Consider the following 17668-nt stretch of genomic DNA (forward strand, 5'->3'; position numbering starts at 1 on the left):
TTAAGTGGGATCAACGTAAATAGTGAATGACCTGGTTGCTGCTGCCGCGCCAGAGCAGCGCCGGGTCTTTTAACGCCTCGACAAATTTTCCGTCTATTAACACGTCAATCTCCTCTACAACCTGCTGCTGTTTCGCCGTCAGCTCAGCCAGTTGGTATCCGCTCCACAGCCAGATATCTTTGCCCTGACACTCGCGCCGCACCCGCTTCACCAGCCTCAATACGTCCGCTACGTTAGCCGGATGTAAGGGATCGCCTCCCGACAGGGAAAAACCCTGGCGGGGAATGCGCGAATCATTCAGATCAGCGATCAGCTGCTCTTCCTGCTGAACGGTAAAAGGCTGCCCGGAATTGAGCCGCCAGGTGCTTTTGTTATAGCAGCCAACACAGTGATGCTCACAACCCGCCACAAACAACGTGCAGCGGGTTCCCGGCCCGTTAAGGATATCGACCGGGTAATACTGGTGGATATTCACCCCAGCGGCCCACTTAAATGCTTAACGCGCCGCTTCACCTCTTCCTGTTTGCCGGCATTGAAAGGCCGGGCATCCGGGCTGCCAAGATAGCCGCAAACTCGACGGGTTACGGAAACCCTCGCCGCATCGTGATTGCCGCATTTCGGGCAGGTGAAGCCTTTACTGGTGCAAGAGAATTCACCGGTAAAGCCGCACTCATAGCATTCATCAATTGGCGTATTGGTGCCGTAATAAGGCACGCGGCTGTAGCTGTAATCCCAGACGTCTTCCAGCGCTTTCAGGTTGTGTTGAATATTGGGGTATTCGCCGTAACAGATGAAGCCACCATTGGCGACAGGCGGGTAAGCCGCTTCGAAATCAATCTTGTCGTAAGGGTTCACCTTTTTTTCCACATCGAGGTGGAAGCTGTTGGTGTAATACCCTTTGTCAGTTACGCCAGCCACCACGCCAAACTCAGCGGCATCAAGGCGGCAGAAGCGATCGCAAAGGTTCTCGCTTGGTGTGCTGTAAAGACTGAAGCCGTAGCCGGTTTCTGCCTTCCAGCGATCGGTGGCCTGACGTAAATGGCTGACGATGGCCACCGCTTTTGCCCGCAGCGCTGCATCATCATAAACATGGTTTTCGCCACCGCTCAGGGCATTTATCGTCTCGTGCAGCCCGATATAGCCCAGAGAGATTGAGGCGCGGCCATATTTGAAGATTTCTGCCACATCATCATCGGCTTTTAACCTGACGCCACAGGCACCTTCCATATACAGGATCGGCGCGACGCGAGCTTTGACGTTCTCCAGCCTTGCGATGCGGGTCATCAATGCTTTCTTCGCCAGTTCAAGGCGCTGGTCCAGCAGCGTCCAAAAGTGCGCTTCATTCCCTTTCGCTTCCAGCGCAATACGCGGCAGGTTAAGGCTGATCACGCCAATATTATTGCGGCCTTCGTGCACCAGTTCGCCATTCTCTTCCCAGGTTCCGAGGAAACTGCGGCAACCCATTGGCGTTTTAAATGAACCGGTGACTTTCACCACCTGCTCATAGTTGAGAATATCCGGGTACATGCGCTTGCTGGCGCACTCCAGAGCCAGCTGTTTGATATCGTAGTTCACGTCGCCAGCCAGCCGGTTCAGCCCTTCTTTAATAGCAAACACCAGTTTAGGGAACACCGCTGTTTTATGGTTTTTACCCAGCCCGGCAATGCGATTACGTAGAATGGATTGCTGTACCAGGCGCGCAGACCAACTGGTGCCAAGGCCAAAACCAAAGGTGACAAAAGGCGTCTGGCCGTTGGCGGTATGCAGGGTATTCACTTCGTATTCCAGCGACTGGAAAGCGTCATAGCACTCTTTCTCAGTCCGGTTGCGGGCATAGGCTTCGGCATCCGCGATTTGCCACTCATGGGCGGTTTTCAGATGTTTTGCCTGGCTGGCCTCAACAAAGGGGGCCAGCACTTCATCAATGCGGTTGATGGTAGTGCCGCCGTAAATATGGCTGGCGACCTGAGCGATGATTTGCGCGGTGACGGCGGTAGCGGTGGAGATGGATTTCGGTGGCTCAATTTCTGCGTTACCCATCTTAAAGCCTTGGGTCAGCATTCCCTTCAGGTCGATCAGCATGCAGTTGAACATCGGGAAAAAAGGCGAATAGTCGAGGTCGTGGTAGTGGATCTCGCCACGCTCGTGCGCCATCACCACATCACGCGGTAAAATATGCTGCGAGGCATAATGCCTGGCAACGATCCCCGCCAGCAGATCCCGCTGTGTCGGGATCACTTTGCTGTCTTTGTTGGCATTTTCGTTCAACAGGGCAGGGTTGCTTTGCTCAACCAGGCCGCGAATGGCTTTATTCAGTTTCCCGCGCAGCTCGCGGGCAATGTCCCGATCGTGGCGATATTCGATGTACGTGCGGGCCAGCTCAGGATAGCGTCCGGCCATCAGCTGGTTTTCTACTGCCCGCTGGATATCATGAATATCCAGGCTGTCGTGTTGCTGAAGCTGCTGGCAAATTTGTGCGGTTACCTCAACACAATAAGCCTCATCCTTAATCTCCGCCGCTCGTGCCGCGCCTTTGATCGCTTCGCCGATGCGTGTTGCATCGAATGGCATACTGCAGCCATCACGTTTAATCACCCTAGCCACGTTACATCCCTCATTGAATATCTATATATGGAGTAAGAGTGGCATGATAAACGCTATATGTAGTGATTTGGCGGATATAACTGCCAGTTTGTTGACCTGGCGCAAATGATCAGCAAAGTCTTAATCACGCAGGATCAGCCTCCCTGAATAAGGGGGGGGGGAAGTGGTGCTAATCAGAGGGGATTCAGGGCGTTAATAAGCAGACCCAGCCAGTCTATTGCCACTCGGCCAGCAGCAAATCAATCGCCATTAACGCGCCATAGCGGGCCATTTTCTGTCCGGCAGGCAGCGTCAGCAGATGCTGTGACAGTGCGGCCAGCGGGCTGGTGGCAGGGGCGAGGGTGATGATGGGCAGGCCGTGTTCTCGCGCCTGCAGCACCGCAGCTTGCAGCATCATGTCGGCTTCATCGGTTGCCAGCACCAGCAGCGCGTGATCGTCGGTTAAGGTAGCGGCAGTCATCCGCATCAGATTACTTTCCTGGCAAAGCGTGGTCATGATGCCTGCCTGGAGCAGACGATGCTGAAGCTCGCTGGCAAAAGGGGCATCCTGGTTCCCCATGGCGAACAGAGTCACGCTGCGGGCTTTTTTCAGGCAGGCGGCGGCCTGGCTGAAGGCATTTGTGTCGCTGTTCTGCAGTTGCTTTTGCAGCGCCTGTTCAACGCCTGACAGGGTATTCTGCCAGACGGAAGGCAGATTGGTGGCTTCTCTGGCAGGCAGATAACGTGAATGGCTGGTGCTGGCCTGAGCCAGTTTCATTCTCATCTCGCGGATATCTTCACAGCCCACGGACTTGGCAAAACGGGTAATGGTTGCCGGGCTGACGCCTGAACGGGTCGCCAGTTGCTCGATAGAGGCTGAAGAGGCGAAATCGACATCGTCTAACACTGCCCGTGCCACTTTCGCTTCCTGCTGACTGAGCTCGTTAAGACGGCGACGGATCTGGAACAGAATATCGCTGAAGTCTTCCCGGCCAATTGAACGCGCAAAACGTTTCAGCATCTCCGGGCCGATACCGGCCTTCGCTGCCAGCTTCTCCAGCGCGGTGGTGGTCGAGAAGTCGATATCACCAGTGACGGCAGGTGCAACGCTGTTTTCATCAACCTGTTCGGTGTTCAGGGCCCGTAATTGCGCCATAAAATCATTCAAATCTTTGCATCCTACCGAGCGTGCGAAAGCCGTCAGCGTATCAGCGCTAACCCCTGCCTTCGTGGCCAGTTGTTCGATACTGGCCTGAGAGGTAAACCCTAAGTTATCCAGCACAAAACGCGCAACCCGCGACTGCTGAGCGGGTGAGCTTGTCTTCGCTGTTTGCAATTGCCAGAGAATATCCAGAACCGTTCTGCCTTTGACGGAGTGTAACCAGAGAACTGTTTTACCATCATATGCCAATGAAAAACTTTTTCACATTGCTTTCTTAGGTCTTGAAAGGGAGTTAATAATGTTAATTGCATGATTATAAATGGTTTTAAAAAATAACCCAGCAGGAATTAATTAACGAAAATCTATCCAGATCACATTCATGAAAATTATTTTCATGGAGAGTGATTTCTATCTTGATGATTATTAACACCTTTCCAAAAACATCAGCAAATCCTATGTCCTCAGGGTATTTACAGAACCTGAAGGTTCAGGCTTATATGCTTCCACGCCATCACAGGAGGAAAGCTGATGCGAATCGTATTGTGTTGTGCCGCTGGAATGTCTACCAGCATGCTGGTCACTAAGATGAAAGCCGAAGCGCAAAAGCGCGCGTTGCAGATTGAGATCGAAGCGGTACCGGTTGCCCATTTCGAGCAGGAATTGGGTGGCGCGGATATCGTTTTGCTGGGCCCGCAGGTCCAGTACGAAGCCGCCCGTCTTCAGGCGCTTGCAGCCCCTCAAGGCAAGCAGGTTGCAGTCATCGATATGCTGGATTACGGCATGATGCGTGGTGATAACGTGCTGGATAAAGCCCTGGCGTTGCTGGGAGCCTGACCCCTCACTTCCCTTTTAGGTTAATGCTGTTACGCGCTGCTTTTGCAGCGTGCGGCTCACTGCACTTTTTTTTCGTCAAAGAGGAATTTTCATGTCACTGGAAAACCTGATCATGGAGTTGCTGGTAAGGGCTGGAAGCGCCCGAAGCCATGCGCTCTCTGCGCTGCAACAAGCGCGAAAAGGCGATTTTATCGCGGCCGATCTCGCCATGGCGGCAGCCAAAGAATCAGTCAATGAAGCTCACCAGATCCAGACTGAACTGATCGGCATGGATGAAGGGTGCGGCAAGGTGCCCGTTACCTTAATCACTGTCCATGCCCAGGATCATCTGATGAATGCGATGCTGATTCAGGATCTGGCAACGGACTTCATTACGCTTTACCGCCGTTTACCCCAGGAGGTTTGTCATGCTTAAGATCGCGGTAGTGGGTGGCGGTAGCAGCTATACGCCAGAGTTGATGGAAGGGCTGATCCAACGCTATCAGCAGGTGCCCATAACGGAATTAGCGCTGGTGGATGTGGAATCCGGGCGCGAGAAGGTGGAAGTGATAGCCGCTCTGGCACGCAGGATGCTTAAGCATAGCGGGCTGGAGCAGGTAAAGGTCAGCGTTCACTTCGAGCTGGATGAAGCCATCCGTGGCGCCAGTTTTGTGCTGACGCAGCTGCGTGTCGGGCAGTTAGCCGCACGTGCCGCCGATGAACGTCTTGGGCTGAAATATGGCTTGCTGGGCCAGGAAACGACCGGCGTCGGTGGGTTTGCTAAAGCGCTCAGAACCATTCCGGTCATGCTGAACGTGGCGCGCAAGGTGGAACAGCTGGCTCCGGACGCATTTATCATCAACTTCACCAACCCGGCAGGCATTGTCACTGAAGCCGTCTCACGCTACAGCCAGGCAAAAATTATCGGCCTCTGTAATGTCCCAATCACCATGCACCATATGATTGCTGACATGCTTGAAGTGCCTTATCAGGAGCTGTCGCTGCGGTTTGCCGGGCTGAATCATATGGTTTGGGTACACAAGGTCAGCAGGCTGGGTGAAGATCTGACGGCGAAGGCGATCGATCTGCTGTGTGATGGTAAAGCGCTGTCGATGAACAACATTAAAGATTTGCCGTGGCCGCCAGCCTTCCTGAAAGCGTTGGGCGCCATTCCCTGTCCTTATCATCGTTATTTCTATCAAACTGCCTCGATGATCGAAGAGGAAATTGAGGCGGCCAAATCCCGTGGCACGCGAGCCGAGCAGGTGATGAAAGTGGAAGCAGAGTTGTTTGAGCTGTATGCCGATCCACAGCTGGATACCAAACCGGAGCAGCTTAGCTTCCGTGGTGGGGCACACTATTCGGAAGTGGCGGTAGAGCTGATCAGCGCTATTTACACCAACGCCGGAAAAGAGCTGGTGGTGAACTGCCGCAATAACGGGGCGATACAGGGACTGGCAGAGGATGCGGTGGTTGAAATCAACTGCCTGATTGATGCACAGGGCGCTCATCCGCTGGCTTTTGGACCTTTGCCTCCGGCGATGAATGGCCTGACGCAACAGGTAAAAGACTTTGAAAGACTGACTATTGAAGCCGCGGTAAAAGGCGATCGCCAGAGCGCGCTGCTGGCACTGGTGACCAATCCGTTGATTGGCAATCTGGCCAGTGCTGAAGCCTTGCTGGAAGACGTGCTGACGCTGAACAAACCGTATCTGCCGCAATTTAACTGATGGGAAAACACCGGCGACGAACCGGTGATGGGGGTGTCTGTGACTGCGAATAAAACAATCATTGAGCGTTATGTCCTGCCCGTAGCGCTGAAAGTCGCCGGGCAAAAGCATGTCCTGTCGGTCCGCGACGGCATTATTTTGAACATGCCTTTTATGCTGATTGGCTCCTTCTTTCTGATTTTTGCCTATCTGCCGATCCCTGCCTGGGGACATCTGATGGCCGATCTGTTCGGGGATACCTGGCAGGATAAATTGCTGTACCCGGTGAAAGCCACTTACGACATCATGGCGATCCTCTCCAGCTTCGGCATCGCTTATCGGTTGGCGGAAAAATACCGTACGATTGATCCGCTGACCAGCGGGGCGATGTCGCTGGTAGCCTTTATGATGACCATCCCGCAGCACACGTTATTTGCGCCGGTAGAAGGTGCCTCTCAGAAAATCATTGATGGGGTGATCCCAGTCAATTTGATTGGCAGTCAGGGGCTGTTTGTGGCGATCATCATTTCGTTGCTCTCAACGGAGATCTACCGCTTTGTCAGCGGACGAAATCTGGTGATCCGCATGCCTGAAGGCGTGCCGCCAGCGGTGGCAAAATCGTTCCTGGCGCTGGTTCCGGGCTTCTGCGTGCTGGCCGTGGTGCTGGCAATCAGACTGGCGGTAGAAGCCTCCTCCTTTGGCGATGTAAACAACATGATTGCCACCATTATTGGCATTCCTATGCATCACGTTGGCGGTACGCTGCCGGGGATGATCTTCTCGGTCATTTTGATTGGCGTGCTCTGGACATTGGGGCTGCATGGCGATGCCATTGTGCTGGTGTTTATTCAGCCGGTGTGGCTCTCGAATATGACGGAAAACCTGAATGCCTTTCAGCATAACCTGCCGATCCCGCACATCATCACCCAGCAGTTCTATGACCTGTGGATAGCACCAGGCGGCACAGGCGCATTGCTGGGACTGGTGATCTTTATGGTGATCAGTAGCCGAAGCGCACAGATGCGTCAGCTGGGTAAAATCGCTGCACCTGGCGCGCTGTTCAACATCAGTGAACCCATGGTGTTTGGTATTCCGTTAGTGATGAACCCTTACTTCTTCCTGCCGTTTATCCTGACGCCGGTGATTCTGGTGCTGGTTTCCTACTTCTCGATGTCTACCGGTCTGGTGGCTCCCCCAGCCGGAATTGCGCTGCCGTTCACCACGCCGATCTTTGTTAGCGGCTATCTGGCAACCGGCGGCCATATTTCCGGAACCGTCTTGCAAGTAGTGAATTTGGGGATTTCGCTGGTGATGTACTATCCGTTCTTCCGCGCCTGGGACAACCTCAAAGCCCGCGAAGAGCAACAGGCCGCCCAGAAAAATGTAGAAGCCGCCGCCGCTTCACAGCCCGCCGTCTAATCAGAACAAACAGGCCGGTCGATGAAGATCGGCCTGTTAGTCCTTAGCGATGACTCCCCATTCCCTCTCAGCCCGACTCTGGTGATCTGATCTGCTCCCTGCGGCGTTGAAACTTTGGCCGGAGAACGGGCAACAACGCAGCTGTAAATATTTTTTGGCGACAGAATGGCGCACTTCAGTTGCATTCATAGCAGAGGAATTCATATTATTGCCTGTTATGCGGAGCAAACATGTCTTTGCTCAGGTCATCCCGGGATACTGTCTGATGCCTTCTGTGACGTACAATGAAAAACAGGTTAGCCGATGGATCGGTGCGCGCACCGTTGCCAGGGGAAGAAGCCTGGTGGAAAAAGCGCAGAATATTCAGTGGCAAAACAACCTGCTGACGGGCGAAGTGCCAGGCAGGAAAATCGAACCTTTTCAGGTGATGGTGCATTTCAGCAGGCCGCAGGGCAAGCTGCTCGCCAACGGTGAATGTACCTGTCCGGTAAAAAACAACTGTCGCCACGTTGCGGCTGTGATGCTGGCCTGGCTGCAACAGCAGCCTGAAAAAGCGTCAGAAGAACCTGTATTACACACACTTTCCGCCAGGCCTGTCCCTACGCTGCGGCTTGAGTCGCGCGCGAAATTTGTCAGTGGATTTGGCCGTTATGGTCACCGGCAGAAGATGCTGGACTTCGCTGCGGTGCATTTTGATTATGCGGGCGTGGCGGTGGCCGCTGGCAGCACGGGTGAACGCTTTGAAGACCGTCAGGGCGCGCCATTTTTGGTTCAGCGCCAGCTTGAGCTTGAACAGGGCTGGGTGCAGGACATTAATGCCGCAGGTCTGGAAACTATCCCCGCCGGGCACATCTACACGCCTGAGTCTGCCCCTTTACCTCCTTTGATCTTTGCCCCTGAAACCCCGGTTGAGTGGCGGGCGTTTATCCGTAAACAGCTGCCTAAACTGCGCAAACGCGGGTGGAAGGTCAGCATGGATAATGACTTTACCTGGAACGTTACCGACATTGCCGGCATTGAAGGTAAGGCCGTGCAGGGAGAAGACGGCTGGTTCAATCTTGAGCTGGAAGTGAGCGTGGGCAAACGTCAGGTACGGATGCAGCCACTGCTGTCTGCGCTGTTCCAGAAAGACCGGCGCTGGTTCTCTGGCAATCTGAACCACATCCCGGACGAAGAGGTGATCGAACTCAGAAGCGATCGCAACGAACGGCTGCACATCAGCGCCAGCGTGATGAAGCCGCTGGTGGGCAACCTGATCGACCTGTTTGCTTTGGGGGCTCATACTCCACTGCGCATTGCCCCTTACGAGGCTGGCCGCTTAACGGCGCTCAGTGACACCGGGCGCTGGCAGTTCCACGGCGACAGCGGCGTTTACCAACTGGCTGAACGCCTGCGTTCCAGTGAAGGCATCCTTCCTGTCGAGCCGCCAAAAGGGCTGCATGCTCAGCTGCGTGATTACCAGCAGCAAGGCCTGAACTGGATGCAGTTCCTGCGTGCGCAGGATCTTTCTGGCGTGCTGGCGGATGATATGGGCCTGGGTAAAACGATTCAGACACTGGCGCACCTTCAGCTGGAGAAAGAAGCGGGCAGGCTGGATCGCCCGGCGCTGATCGTAGTGCCTACCACGCTGGTCTATAACTGGACGCAGGAAGCCAGCCGTTTTACGCCGGAACTTACCGTTCTTGCGCTGACCGGGCCGGACAGGAAAGCCTTTTATGACGACATCGAAAAGTACGATGTGGTGCTCACCACCTATTCTCTGTTATGGCGCGACCAGCCACAGCTGATTGGTCACAGCTATCATCTGCTGATCCTGGATGAAGCCCAGTACGTGAAGAATAGCGCCTCCCGTGCGGCTTCTGTTATTCGCTCGCTGAAGTCTCGTCACCGTTTGTGCCTGACGGGTACGCCGCTGGAAAACCACCTCGGCGAGCTGTGGTCACAATTTGATTTCCTGTTGCCGGGTTTTCTTGGCAGCGAAAAGCAGTTCACTCAAGACTGGCGAGTGCCGATTGAGCGCAATGGCGACCGCGTTCGTAGAGAGCTCCTTGCTCGCCGCGTCAGGCCGTTTATGTTGCGCAGACGCAAGCAGGAAGTGGCGAAAGAGCTGCCACCGAAGAACACCATCGTGCGATCTGTGGAGATGGAAGGCAGCCAGCGCGAACTGTACGAATCCGTGCGCAGCGCCATGCAGGATCGTGTGCGGCTGGCGGTGGAGCAGCAGGGCGCAGGACGCAGTCATCTGCTGGTGCTGGATGCGCTGCTGAAACTGCGGCAGATTTGCTGCGATCCTCGGCTGGTGAAAACCGATAAAGCGGCGAAGGTGAAGCACTCAGCCAAGCTGGCACTGTTGCGGGAGATGCTGGACGATCTGCTGGCGGAAGATCGCCGCATCCTGATCTTTTCGCAGTTCACCACCATGCTGACGTTGATTGCCGAAGAGCTGCAAAAAGCCCGTATCCCTTTTGTCACCCTCACGGGCAGCACGCGGGATCGTATTGAGCCGGTGAGGCGTTTCCAGGAAGGTGAAGTGCCGGTATTCCTGATCAGCCTGAAGGCTGGCGGCGTGGGGCTTAACCTGACTGCGGCGGACACAGTGATCCATTACGATCCCTGGTGGAACCCGGCAGCAGAGAATCAGGCAACCGACCGGGCTTACCGCCTCGGCCAGGACAAGCCGGTTTTCGTCTACAAATTGATTGCCGCTGGCAGCATTGAAGAGAAGATCGTCGCGCTGCAAGGGCAGAAAGCCGAACTGGCAGACAGCATCCTTGAGGATGAGCTGAGCGAACCAGCCAGTTTCACCAGTGACGATCTCGCCATGCTGTTTGCGCCGCTATAACAAACAACGAAGTTGGGCGAGGTTAACTCAACGCTTCTGATACCACCAGACGGCTTCCCACGGGCGCAGCATCACTTCGCCCGGCGTAACGTGAGTATCGGGGTAGTTGCTGATCAACACGTCCCACTGGCCGCTGTAGGCCGGTGGATGCCAGACCTGCGTCTCGGCACTGAAGTTGGTTGCCACGACCAGCGTCTCGTTTTCCAGCCGTCGGCAGTAGCACCACAGATAAGCATGATCCGGCAGCAGATCCAGATAATCGCCCCAGGTGAGGATCGCAAACTCTTTGCGTAACTGGATCAACCGCTGATAGGTGTAATACACCGATCCCAAATCGGCCACCGCCGCTTCTGCATTGATCGTTTCCAGGTTGTCGCACATGCCAATCCACGGCGTGCCGCTGGTGAAGCCGCCATTCTCGCCAGCGTTCCAGGGGATTGGCGTGCGGCCATTGTCGCGGGATTTGCTGGCGAGGATAGCCAGCAGGTTATCGCTGTCCCGTCCCTGGGAACGTAGCTCAGCGTACATATTGTGGCTTTCGATATCTCGATAATCGATGATTCGGGTGAAGTGCGGATTGGTCATTCCCAGCTCTTCGCCCTGGAAGATGTAAGGCGTGCCCTGCATACCGTGCAACACCAGCGCCAGCATCTTGGCTGACTGCACGCGATAGTGATGTTCATCTCCCCAGCGCGACACCACTCGTGGCTGATCGTGATTACACCAGAACAGCGCATTCCACGCCCGATTGTGCATGCCCTGCTGCCAGTGGCTGAAAATCGCTTTCTGCGCCACCAGGTCCAGCGGCGTCAGCGTCCATTTCTGGCCGTTGTAAAAGTCAACCTCAACATGATCAAAACTGAACACCATCGACAGCTCTTCGCCATCCAGCGAGCCATAACGCTGACAGTGTTCCAGCGTAGCGGAAGACATCTCGCCAACGGTCATCAACTCACGCGGGCGGAACACGTCGCGGCTCATTTCCTGCATAAATTCATGAATGCGCGGGCCATCGGTATAAAGCCGCAGCCCGTCACCGCCGGGATCGTCCGGGAAATCCTGATGTTTGGACACGAGGTTCACCACGTCCAGCCGCAGGCCGTCGATACCGCGATCTGCCCAGAAGTTCACGATCTGCTTCAGCTCGGCGCGCAGATTGTCATTCTCCCAGTTCAACTCGGCCTGCTCAGGCGCCCACAAGTGCATATAGTACTGGGCGCTTTCCGGATGCCAGCGCCAGGCATTGCCGCCAAACTTCGACAGCCAGTTATTGGGTGGTTGGCCTGGCGTGCCGTCACGCCAGATATAGTAAGAGCGATAAGGGCTATCGCGATCCAGCGCTTCATGGAACCAGTGATGTTGGGTAGAGCTGTGGTTAAACACCATATCCAGAATGATCCGCATCCCGCGCCGATGGGTTTCTTCTACCAGCTTGTCGAAATCGTTCAGGGTGCCGAAGATCGGATCGATGGCGATGTAATTCGCCACGTCATAGCCATTGTCCACCTGGGGGGAAATATAGAACGGCGTCAGCCAGATAGCATCCACGCCAAGCCCTTTTAAATAATCCAGGCGCTGTATCACGCCGGCCAGATCCCCGGTTCCACTGCCGGTGGTGTCCTGAAAACTCTTGGGATAAATTTGATAAATAACGCCGTTTTGCCACCACGGGGGAGTTTTTGTCATCGCTCAATCCTGATTCTCAGGTGAAAGGGTCGGGCTGTCTCGATCGTTCTAATCCGTTCTTATTTCCTAAGATTAGCCATTAACTGGCAAGGTGTCACAAAACCAGACAGTGGCGGGGGCCTGAAACCCGAAGTCACTTGATGCGCATTGCGAAATATGTTTTATGGGTTTTTTGTCTTTTTTGGCCCGTCATACTTATGGAGAAGTTTTGATGCCTCATTCCCTGCGTTTGTCGTTACTTGCCAGTTCCCTTTTGGTCTCACTCTATGCGCATGCCACCCCTGCTGGCAACCTGCCGTTGATGCCCTGGCCACAGCAGGTAGAACAGCCTGCCAGCGGCGGGAATTTACGGCTTGATAATACGCTTTCTATCCGCATTGAAGGGGATGATCTGCCGGGCGCCGTCGACCGCTGGCGTCTGCGAATTGGCCTGCAAACTGGCTGGCAGATGATGCCGCAGACCAGTGAAGTAGCGGAGCCCACCATCAGGGTTGTGATCGCCAAACGCGTTGACACTGTCCCGCAGCCGGACAGTGATGAAAGCTACAATCTGAAGGTCAGCAGTGAAGGTGTGGTGCTGGAGGCAGCCACGCGTTTCGGCGCGATGCGTGGCATGGAAACCTTGCTGCAACTGGTGCAGAACAACAAGCAGGCCAGCGAGATCCCTTATGTGACGATCCACGACAGTCCGCGCTTCCCGTGGCGAGGGATCCTGATCGACTCTGCCCGCCATTTTATGCCGCTTGACACGATCCGCCGCCAGATCGATGGGATTGCCTCGGCCAGAATGAACGTCTTTCACTGGCACCTGACGGACGATCAGGGCTGGCGATTTGCTTCCACGCATTTCCCTCAGCTGCAGGAAAAGGGCAGTGATGGCCTGTTTTACACCCAGGATCAGATGAAGGCGATCGTGCAGTACGCTGCGGATCGTGGCGTGCGTGTGGTGCCGGAGATCGATCTTCCTGGTCACGCCACTGCGCTGGCGGTAGCGATGCCGGAATTGATCAGCGCCCCAGGGCCGTATCAGATCGAACGGGGTTGGGGCGTATTCAAACCGCTGCTTGATCCCAGCAACGAGCAGGTTTATCAGTTTATCGATACGCTGATCGGTGAAGTGACGGCCATCTTCCCGGATCCGTGGCTGCACATTGGCGGTGATGAAGTAGATGCCACGCAGTGGAAAGAGTCGAAATCTGTTCAGGCGTTTATGCAGGAAAAAGGGCTGAAGGATGAGCATGCGCTCCAGGCTTACTTCAACCAGCGAGTGGAGAAGATCCTTGAGAAGCACCATCGCCAGATGCTGGGCTGGGATGAGATTGCCCATCCGGATCTGCCAAAAAGCATTCTGATCCAATCCTGGCAGGGGCAGGATGCGCTGGGTGAGGTCAGCAAGCAGGATTATCACGGCATTCTGTCAGCCGGTTTCTATCTGGACCAGGCGCAACCGGCCTCTTACCACTTCCGCAATGAAGTCTATCCTGTCGGCCTGAACGGCAAAGACCAGCTTCAGCAGGGCGATACGGCGCAGAGCTGGCAGTTCACCCTGCCAAGGCTGAAAGGCAGTGCGGTGAAAGGTAGCTTCACACTGATTGAGCATGAGGGACAGTGGCGCGGTTTTATTGATTTTGCCGGAAAATCGCGGCGGATGGTGCGCGAGGTGGACTGGCTTTCACCGCATCAGGTGACCTTCGCTGTGGATACCTGGATGGGGAACGTCCAACCGGTAGTCACGCTGGATGGCGATCGGCTTTCTGGTTATATGCTGGTGGGCAACGCACGCTATCCAACCCAGGGGAGTAAGTTAGAGGCTGTGCCTGCGGGCATCCAGCCGAGCGTGCCGGGCGAGCAGCAGATGAAAGATAACCTGCTTGGCGGTGAAGCCGCGCTGTGGGCAGAGATCGTTAATCCACAGGTGATTGATGTTCGCCTGTGGCCGCGAGCTTATGTCGTGGCGGAGCGCCTCTGGTCAGCAAGAGATGTGACCAATGAGCAGAACATGTATCAGCGGCTGGCGGCGGTGGACCGCTGGTCAACCGTATCGGTAGGTCTGCAGCAGCATGCTCAGGCGCAGACACAGATGATCCGTCTGGCCAACAGCAGCGACATCGTTCCTCTGCAAATCTTTGCTGAAGCGCTGGAGCCTGCCCAGTATTACACCCGACAGCACCTGAAATTCCAGGCCGGGCATTACGATCTGAACGAGCCATTGAATCGCCTTGCGGATGTCTTACCGGCTGAGAGCGATAAAGTCCGCGAGCTGGATCGGTACGTTGAGGCGGTGATCGCTAACAGAGGCGATCGCCAGGCGATGCAGGCCATCCGTCATCAGCTGCGTTTGTGGCAGCAAAACGTGCCGGAAGTGATGCCTCTGCTGGCGCAAAACTACCAGCTACAGCCTTTGCAGCCCGTGGCTCAGCAGGTGGAAGAACTCAGCCGTATGGGGCTTTCTTTGCTGGATGCGATTCAGGATAACCGGGCGTTTGGGGCGGATGAAGTGGCAAAAATGCAGCTGAAGCTGGATAAAGCGGCGGCTACTCAGGATGAAGTGGTGCTGGCGCTGGTCTATCCGATTGAGAAATTACTGCGGGCAGAGCGGTAAGACGAAAACCCTCTGCCGCAGGGGGCAGAGGGCGAACCGGCTAGCGACGAACGGCGATCGCTTCGATTTCGATTTTCACATCTTTAGGCAGACGGGCCACTTCCACGCAAGAACGCGCCGGGAAGCTGGCCTGATGCTCAGTGAAGAACGCCTCATAGGCGGCATTCACCGTAGCGAAGTCATTCAGATCCTTCACGAAGACCGTGGTTTTCACGATGTCACCGACTTTCAAACCAGCCGCTTCGACGATGGCCTTCACGTTTTCCAGCGACTGGCGCGCCTGAGCGGTCACGTCGTCGGCCACGGTGCCGGTTTTAGGATCGACCGGGATCTGGCCTGAAGTGATGATCATGCTGCCCAGATCGACGCCCTGCACGTAAGGACCGATAGCGGCTGGTGCGTTTTCAGTGCTGATTTCGCGAGACATACTTTCTCCCTGATATTGAGATGCTGCGTTAGCGGAGCGACGGCGGCCGCCCCGGCCGTGTTTGGCGTAATCTGCCGGTGCTGATGGGCTAACTATCAGCAGCTGGCCGGCCCATTATAAGCCGCTGACCGCTGATTACCAGTTCGCCAGCACCACATGGTGGGCGAAGGATTTCTCGCAATATTTACAGGTTAAGCGCACGTCATCCTGCCGTTTTTTCACCGCAAAGCTGGAGGCAACCGGCTCGCTGCGGCTGATGCAGTTGCTGTTTGGGCAGGTCAGTACATGCTCGATGCGGTCTGGCAGCGCCGGAGCAATCTTGCCCACCACTTCATAATTATCGATGCGGTTTACCGTGGCGTGCGGCGCATAGACCGCCAGCTGGTTGATCTGATCGTCGGTCAGGAACGTATTTTCGATCTTGATCAAATCTTTGCGGCCCATCTCGCCAGACGGCAGGTTCAGACCGATAGTAATGCGCTGATCGGTTTCGGTCAGGCGGAACAGCGACAGCAGCTTAAAGCCAATCTGTGCCGGAATGTGGTCGATTACCGTGCCGCGTTTAATCGCTTCGACCTGCAGTTTATTATCTTGCGTCATCTCAATTCCCCTTACAGAGCCAGTTCGCTACTCAGTACCAGCGCCAGCAGCGCCTGGCGTGCATAGATGCCATTTCCCGCCTGCTGGAAGTACCAGGCATACGGCGTTTTGTCCACATCGGTGGTGATTTCGTCGATGCGTGGCAGCGGGTGCAGCACTTTCATATTGTCGCGGGCACCGGCCAGATCAGCCGCACGCAGCACAAACTGCGCTTTGACGTTGGCATACTCCGAAGGGTCCAGACGCTCTTTCTGCACGCGAGTCATATAAAGAATGTCTACCTGAGGCACCACTTCTTCAATGCTGTCATGGCGGCTCCAGACAATGCCTTTCTCGTCCAGCACATCGGTGATGTAAGACGGCATAGCCAGCGCGTCTGGGGCGATAAAGTAGAAGCGGTTGCCCTCAAACTTCGCCAGCGCCTGGGCCAGAGAATGCACCGTACGGCCATATTTCAGGTCACCGACCATCGCCACTTTCAGGTTGTTCAGGCGGCCCTGCGTTTCCTGAATGGTGAACAGGTCCAGCAAGGTTTGAGTAGGGTGTTGGTTCGCGCCGTCACCGGCGTTGAGGATGGGCACACCGTTGGAGAACTCTGTCGCCAGGCGGGCGGCCCCTTCCTGCGGATGGCGCATCACAATCGCATCCACGTAGGTGCCAATCACGGAGATGGTATCCGCAAGGGTTTCCCCCTTCTTACCCAGCGAAGTATTGCTGCCGTCGGCAAAGCCCACTACGGAAGCGCCAAGGCGGTGCATCGCCGTTTCAAAAGAGAGGCGCGTGCGCGTAGAGGCTTCAAAGAAGCAGCTCGCAACCACAATGTGCTTCAGCAGTTCCGGCTGGGGCGTCGCCTTCAGACTGGCGGCCGTGCGCAGCACCAGCTCCAGCTCTTCGCGGTTGAGGTCGTTAATTGAAATTATATGTTTGTGAAACAACGGGTTTGCCATCATCTCTCTCCTTTACGCATGCCGGTTAGCTGAAAAACGGGCAAAAAAAAGCCCCTCAATGAGGGGCTTCTTTTTATGATCGGTGATGCCTGGGAAGGAAAAACGGCGCTGCCAGCCTGGGTTCAGGCTTGTCAGTTCGGCAATGTTAACGCTACTCAGTTTCATGCATCCTCCCGGCAAACGGGGGGCATTATACGCAATCGGCTCGCCGCGGCAAGAAAAAATCGCAGGACCGAAACCGTTTGCCCATCGGTGTTTAATGCAGTTTTGCCAGCGTCGCGACCATCACCGCTTTAATGGTATGCAAACGGTTTTCCGCCTGATCAAATACCACGCTGTGCGGGGATTCAAACACGTCGTTGGTCACTTCCATGCCGCCCTGCAAATGATATTGTTCTGCCATCTGTTGGCCCAGCGTGGTCTGGTCATCGTGGAAAGCGGGCAGGCAGTGCAGGAATTTCACCTTTGGATTGCCGGTCAGCGCCAGCATCTCACTGTTGACCTGGTATTTGCGCAGCAGGGCGATACGTTCCTGCCACACTTCTTTTGGTTCGCCCATCGACACCCAGACATCAGTGTAGATAAAATCTGCGCCGTTCACGCCTTCAGCAATCTCTTCTGTCAGAGTGATTTTTCCGCCGGTCTTCTCCGCGGCTTTACGACACTCCGCGACCAGAGCCTCATCAGGCCAGCAGCCTTTTGGCGCCACCAGACGCAGATCCAGTCCGACCAGCGCAGCGGCTTCCATCAAAGTATTGCCCATGTTGTTATGCGCATCACCGACATAAGCGAAGATCATCTGGCTGAAGGCTTTCTCCGGCAGGTGCTCTTCCATGGTCAGCAAATCTGCCAGCAGCTGGGTAGGGTGGAACTCGTTA

The 17668-nt window shown here is 55.3% G+C and carries 14 protein-coding genes and 1 pseudogene; 6 read left to right on the top strand and 9 right to left on the bottom strand.

Features of this window, described 5'->3' with window-relative positions; translation table 11 throughout:
* Nucleotides 1-10 precede the first annotated feature (10 nt).
* The 3 genes from nrdG to WCC56_RS04460 all read right to left on the bottom strand — a co-directional run bounded on the left by nrdG (nucleotide 11) and on the right by WCC56_RS04460 (nucleotide 3919).
* Nucleotides 11-475, bottom strand: coding sequence for an anaerobic ribonucleoside-triphosphate reductase-activating protein (gene nrdG / locus WCC56_RS04450; RefSeq protein ID WP_424691218.1), 465 nt, complete (start codon nucleotides 473-475; stop codon nucleotides 11-13).
* A complete protein-coding gene (gene nrdD, locus WCC56_RS04455) occupies nucleotides 472-2604 on the bottom strand; it encodes an anaerobic ribonucleoside-triphosphate reductase (RefSeq protein ID WP_424691219.1) in 2133 nt (710 codons plus the stop codon). Before nrdD ends, nrdG begins: the two co-directional genes overlap by 4 nt.
* A 214-nt stretch (nucleotides 2605-2818) precedes the next feature.
* Nucleotides 2819-3919: a MurR/RpiR family transcriptional regulator gene (locus WCC56_RS04460; RefSeq protein ID WP_424691220.1), complete on the bottom strand. Its 1101-nt coding sequence runs from the start codon at nucleotides 3917-3919 to the stop codon at nucleotides 2819-2821.
* A 351-nt stretch (nucleotides 3920-4270) separates the two neighbouring features.
* On the opposite strand from WCC56_RS04460, the gene WCC56_RS04465 reads away from it, so the two are divergent.
* The 5 genes from WCC56_RS04465 to WCC56_RS04485 all read left to right on the top strand — a co-directional run bounded on the left by WCC56_RS04465 (nucleotide 4271) and on the right by WCC56_RS04485 (nucleotide 10528).
* Nucleotides 4271-4579, top strand: coding sequence for a PTS sugar transporter subunit IIB (locus WCC56_RS04465; protein ID WP_424691231.1), 309 nt, complete (start codon nucleotides 4271-4273; stop codon nucleotides 4577-4579).
* A gap of 91 nt (nucleotides 4580-4670) precedes the next feature.
* Nucleotides 4671-4994 carry a PTS lactose/cellobiose transporter subunit IIA gene (locus WCC56_RS04470; protein WP_424691221.1) on the top strand — a complete coding sequence of 108 codons (324 nt, stop codon included), beginning with the start codon at nucleotides 4671-4673 and terminating at the stop codon, nucleotides 4992-4994.
* Nucleotides 4987-6288, top strand: coding sequence for a 6-phospho-beta-glucosidase (locus WCC56_RS04475; RefSeq protein WP_424691222.1), 1302 nt, complete (start codon nucleotides 4987-4989; stop codon nucleotides 6286-6288). The genes WCC56_RS04470 and WCC56_RS04475 overlap by 8 nt, the downstream gene beginning before the upstream one ends.
* A gap of 39 nt (nucleotides 6289-6327) precedes the next feature.
* Nucleotides 6328-7686 (top strand): PTS cellobiose transporter subunit IIC, encoded by a 1359-nt coding sequence (celB, locus tag WCC56_RS04480; RefSeq protein WP_424691223.1) that lies wholly within the window; start codon nucleotides 6328-6330, stop codon nucleotides 7684-7686.
* 265 nt (nucleotides 7687-7951) lie between these two features.
* Complete coding sequence (locus WCC56_RS04485; RefSeq protein ID WP_424691224.1) at nucleotides 7952-10528, top strand: SNF2-related protein; 2577 nt, start codon at nucleotides 7952-7954, stop codon at nucleotides 10526-10528.
* 27 nt (nucleotides 10529-10555) lie between these two features.
* Here WCC56_RS04485 and WCC56_RS04490 read toward each other — a convergent pair whose 3' ends face one another.
* The gene (locus WCC56_RS04490) at nucleotides 10556-12214 is read right to left on the bottom strand and encodes an alpha,alpha-phosphotrehalase (RefSeq protein WP_424691225.1); all 1659 of its coding nucleotides are present in this window, start codon (nucleotides 12212-12214) and stop codon (nucleotides 10556-10558) included.
* A 211-nt stretch (nucleotides 12215-12425) separates the two neighbouring features.
* Here WCC56_RS04490 and WCC56_RS04495 point away from each other — a divergent pair, with 211 nt between their 5' ends.
* On the top strand, nucleotides 12426-14816 hold the full coding sequence (locus tag WCC56_RS04495; RefSeq protein WP_424691226.1) for a beta-N-acetylhexosaminidase: 2391 nt from the start codon (nucleotides 12426-12428) through the stop codon (nucleotides 14814-14816).
* Nucleotides 14817-14856: 40 nt separating this feature from the next.
* Here the strand turns inward: WCC56_RS04495 and ridA are convergent, their stop codons facing one another.
* The 5 genes and pseudogenes from ridA to WCC56_RS04520 all read right to left on the bottom strand — a co-directional run.
* The gene (ridA, locus tag WCC56_RS04500) at nucleotides 14857-15243 is read right to left on the bottom strand and encodes a 2-iminobutanoate/2-iminopropanoate deaminase (RefSeq protein WP_013203991.1); all 387 of its coding nucleotides are present in this window, start codon (nucleotides 15241-15243) and stop codon (nucleotides 14857-14859) included.
* Nucleotides 15244-15378: 135 nt separating this feature from the next.
* Nucleotides 15379-15843 (bottom strand): aspartate carbamoyltransferase regulatory subunit, encoded by a 465-nt coding sequence (gene pyrI, locus WCC56_RS04505; RefSeq protein WP_424691227.1) that lies wholly within the window; start codon nucleotides 15841-15843, stop codon nucleotides 15379-15381.
* 11 nt (nucleotides 15844-15854) lie between these two features.
* Entirely contained in the window at nucleotides 15855-16790 is a 936-nt protein-coding gene (pyrB, locus tag WCC56_RS04510; protein WP_424691232.1) for an aspartate carbamoyltransferase, read from the bottom strand.
* A 12-nt stretch (nucleotides 16791-16802) separates the two neighbouring features.
* Nucleotides 16803-16955: a hypothetical protein gene (locus WCC56_RS04515; protein WP_424691228.1), complete on the bottom strand. Its 153-nt coding sequence runs from the start codon at nucleotides 16953-16955 to the stop codon at nucleotides 16803-16805.
* Nucleotides 16956-17046: 91 nt separating this feature from the next.
* A pseudogene (locus WCC56_RS04520) lies at nucleotides 17047-17668 on the bottom strand (ornithine carbamoyltransferase); the annotation flags it as partial.

The sequence above is a fragment of the Erwinia sp. genome, from assembly GCF_049696395.1.
Classification (GTDB): Bacteria; Pseudomonadota; Gammaproteobacteria; order Enterobacterales; family Enterobacteriaceae; genus Erwinia.

What these genes read in the sequence shown, in the direction of transcription:
- WCC56_RS04470 (WP_424691221.1), top strand. Translation starts at nt 4,671, where the DNA reads ATGTCACTGGAAAACCTGATCATGGAGTTGCTGGTAAGGGCTGGAAGC.
- ridA (WP_013203991.1), bottom strand. Translation starts at nt 15,243, where the DNA reads ATGTCTCGCGAAATCAGCACTGAAAACGCACCAGCCGCTATCGGTCCT.
- WCC56_RS04490 (WP_424691225.1), bottom strand. Translation starts at nt 12,214, where the DNA reads ATGACAAAAACTCCCCCGTGGTGGCAAAACGGCGTTATTTATCAAATT.
- WCC56_RS04485 (WP_424691224.1), top strand. Translation starts at nt 7,952, where the DNA reads ATGCCTTCTGTGACGTACAATGAAAAACAGGTTAGCCGATGGATCGGT.
- pyrI (WP_424691227.1), bottom strand. Translation starts at nt 15,843, where the DNA reads ATGACGCAAGATAATAAACTGCAGGTCGAAGCGATTAAACGCGGCACG.
- pyrB (WP_424691232.1), bottom strand. Translation starts at nt 16,790, where the DNA reads ATGGCAAACCCGTTGTTTCACAAACATATAATTTCAATTAACGACCTC.
- WCC56_RS04475 (WP_424691222.1), top strand. Translation starts at nt 4,987, where the DNA reads ATGCTTAAGATCGCGGTAGTGGGTGGCGGTAGCAGCTATACGCCAGAG.
- WCC56_RS04515 (WP_424691228.1), bottom strand. Translation starts at nt 16,955, where the DNA reads ATGAAACTGAGTAGCGTTAACATTGCCGAACTGACAAGCCTGAACCCA.
- WCC56_RS04495 (WP_424691226.1), top strand. Translation starts at nt 12,426, where the DNA reads ATGCCTCATTCCCTGCGTTTGTCGTTACTTGCCAGTTCCCTTTTGGTC.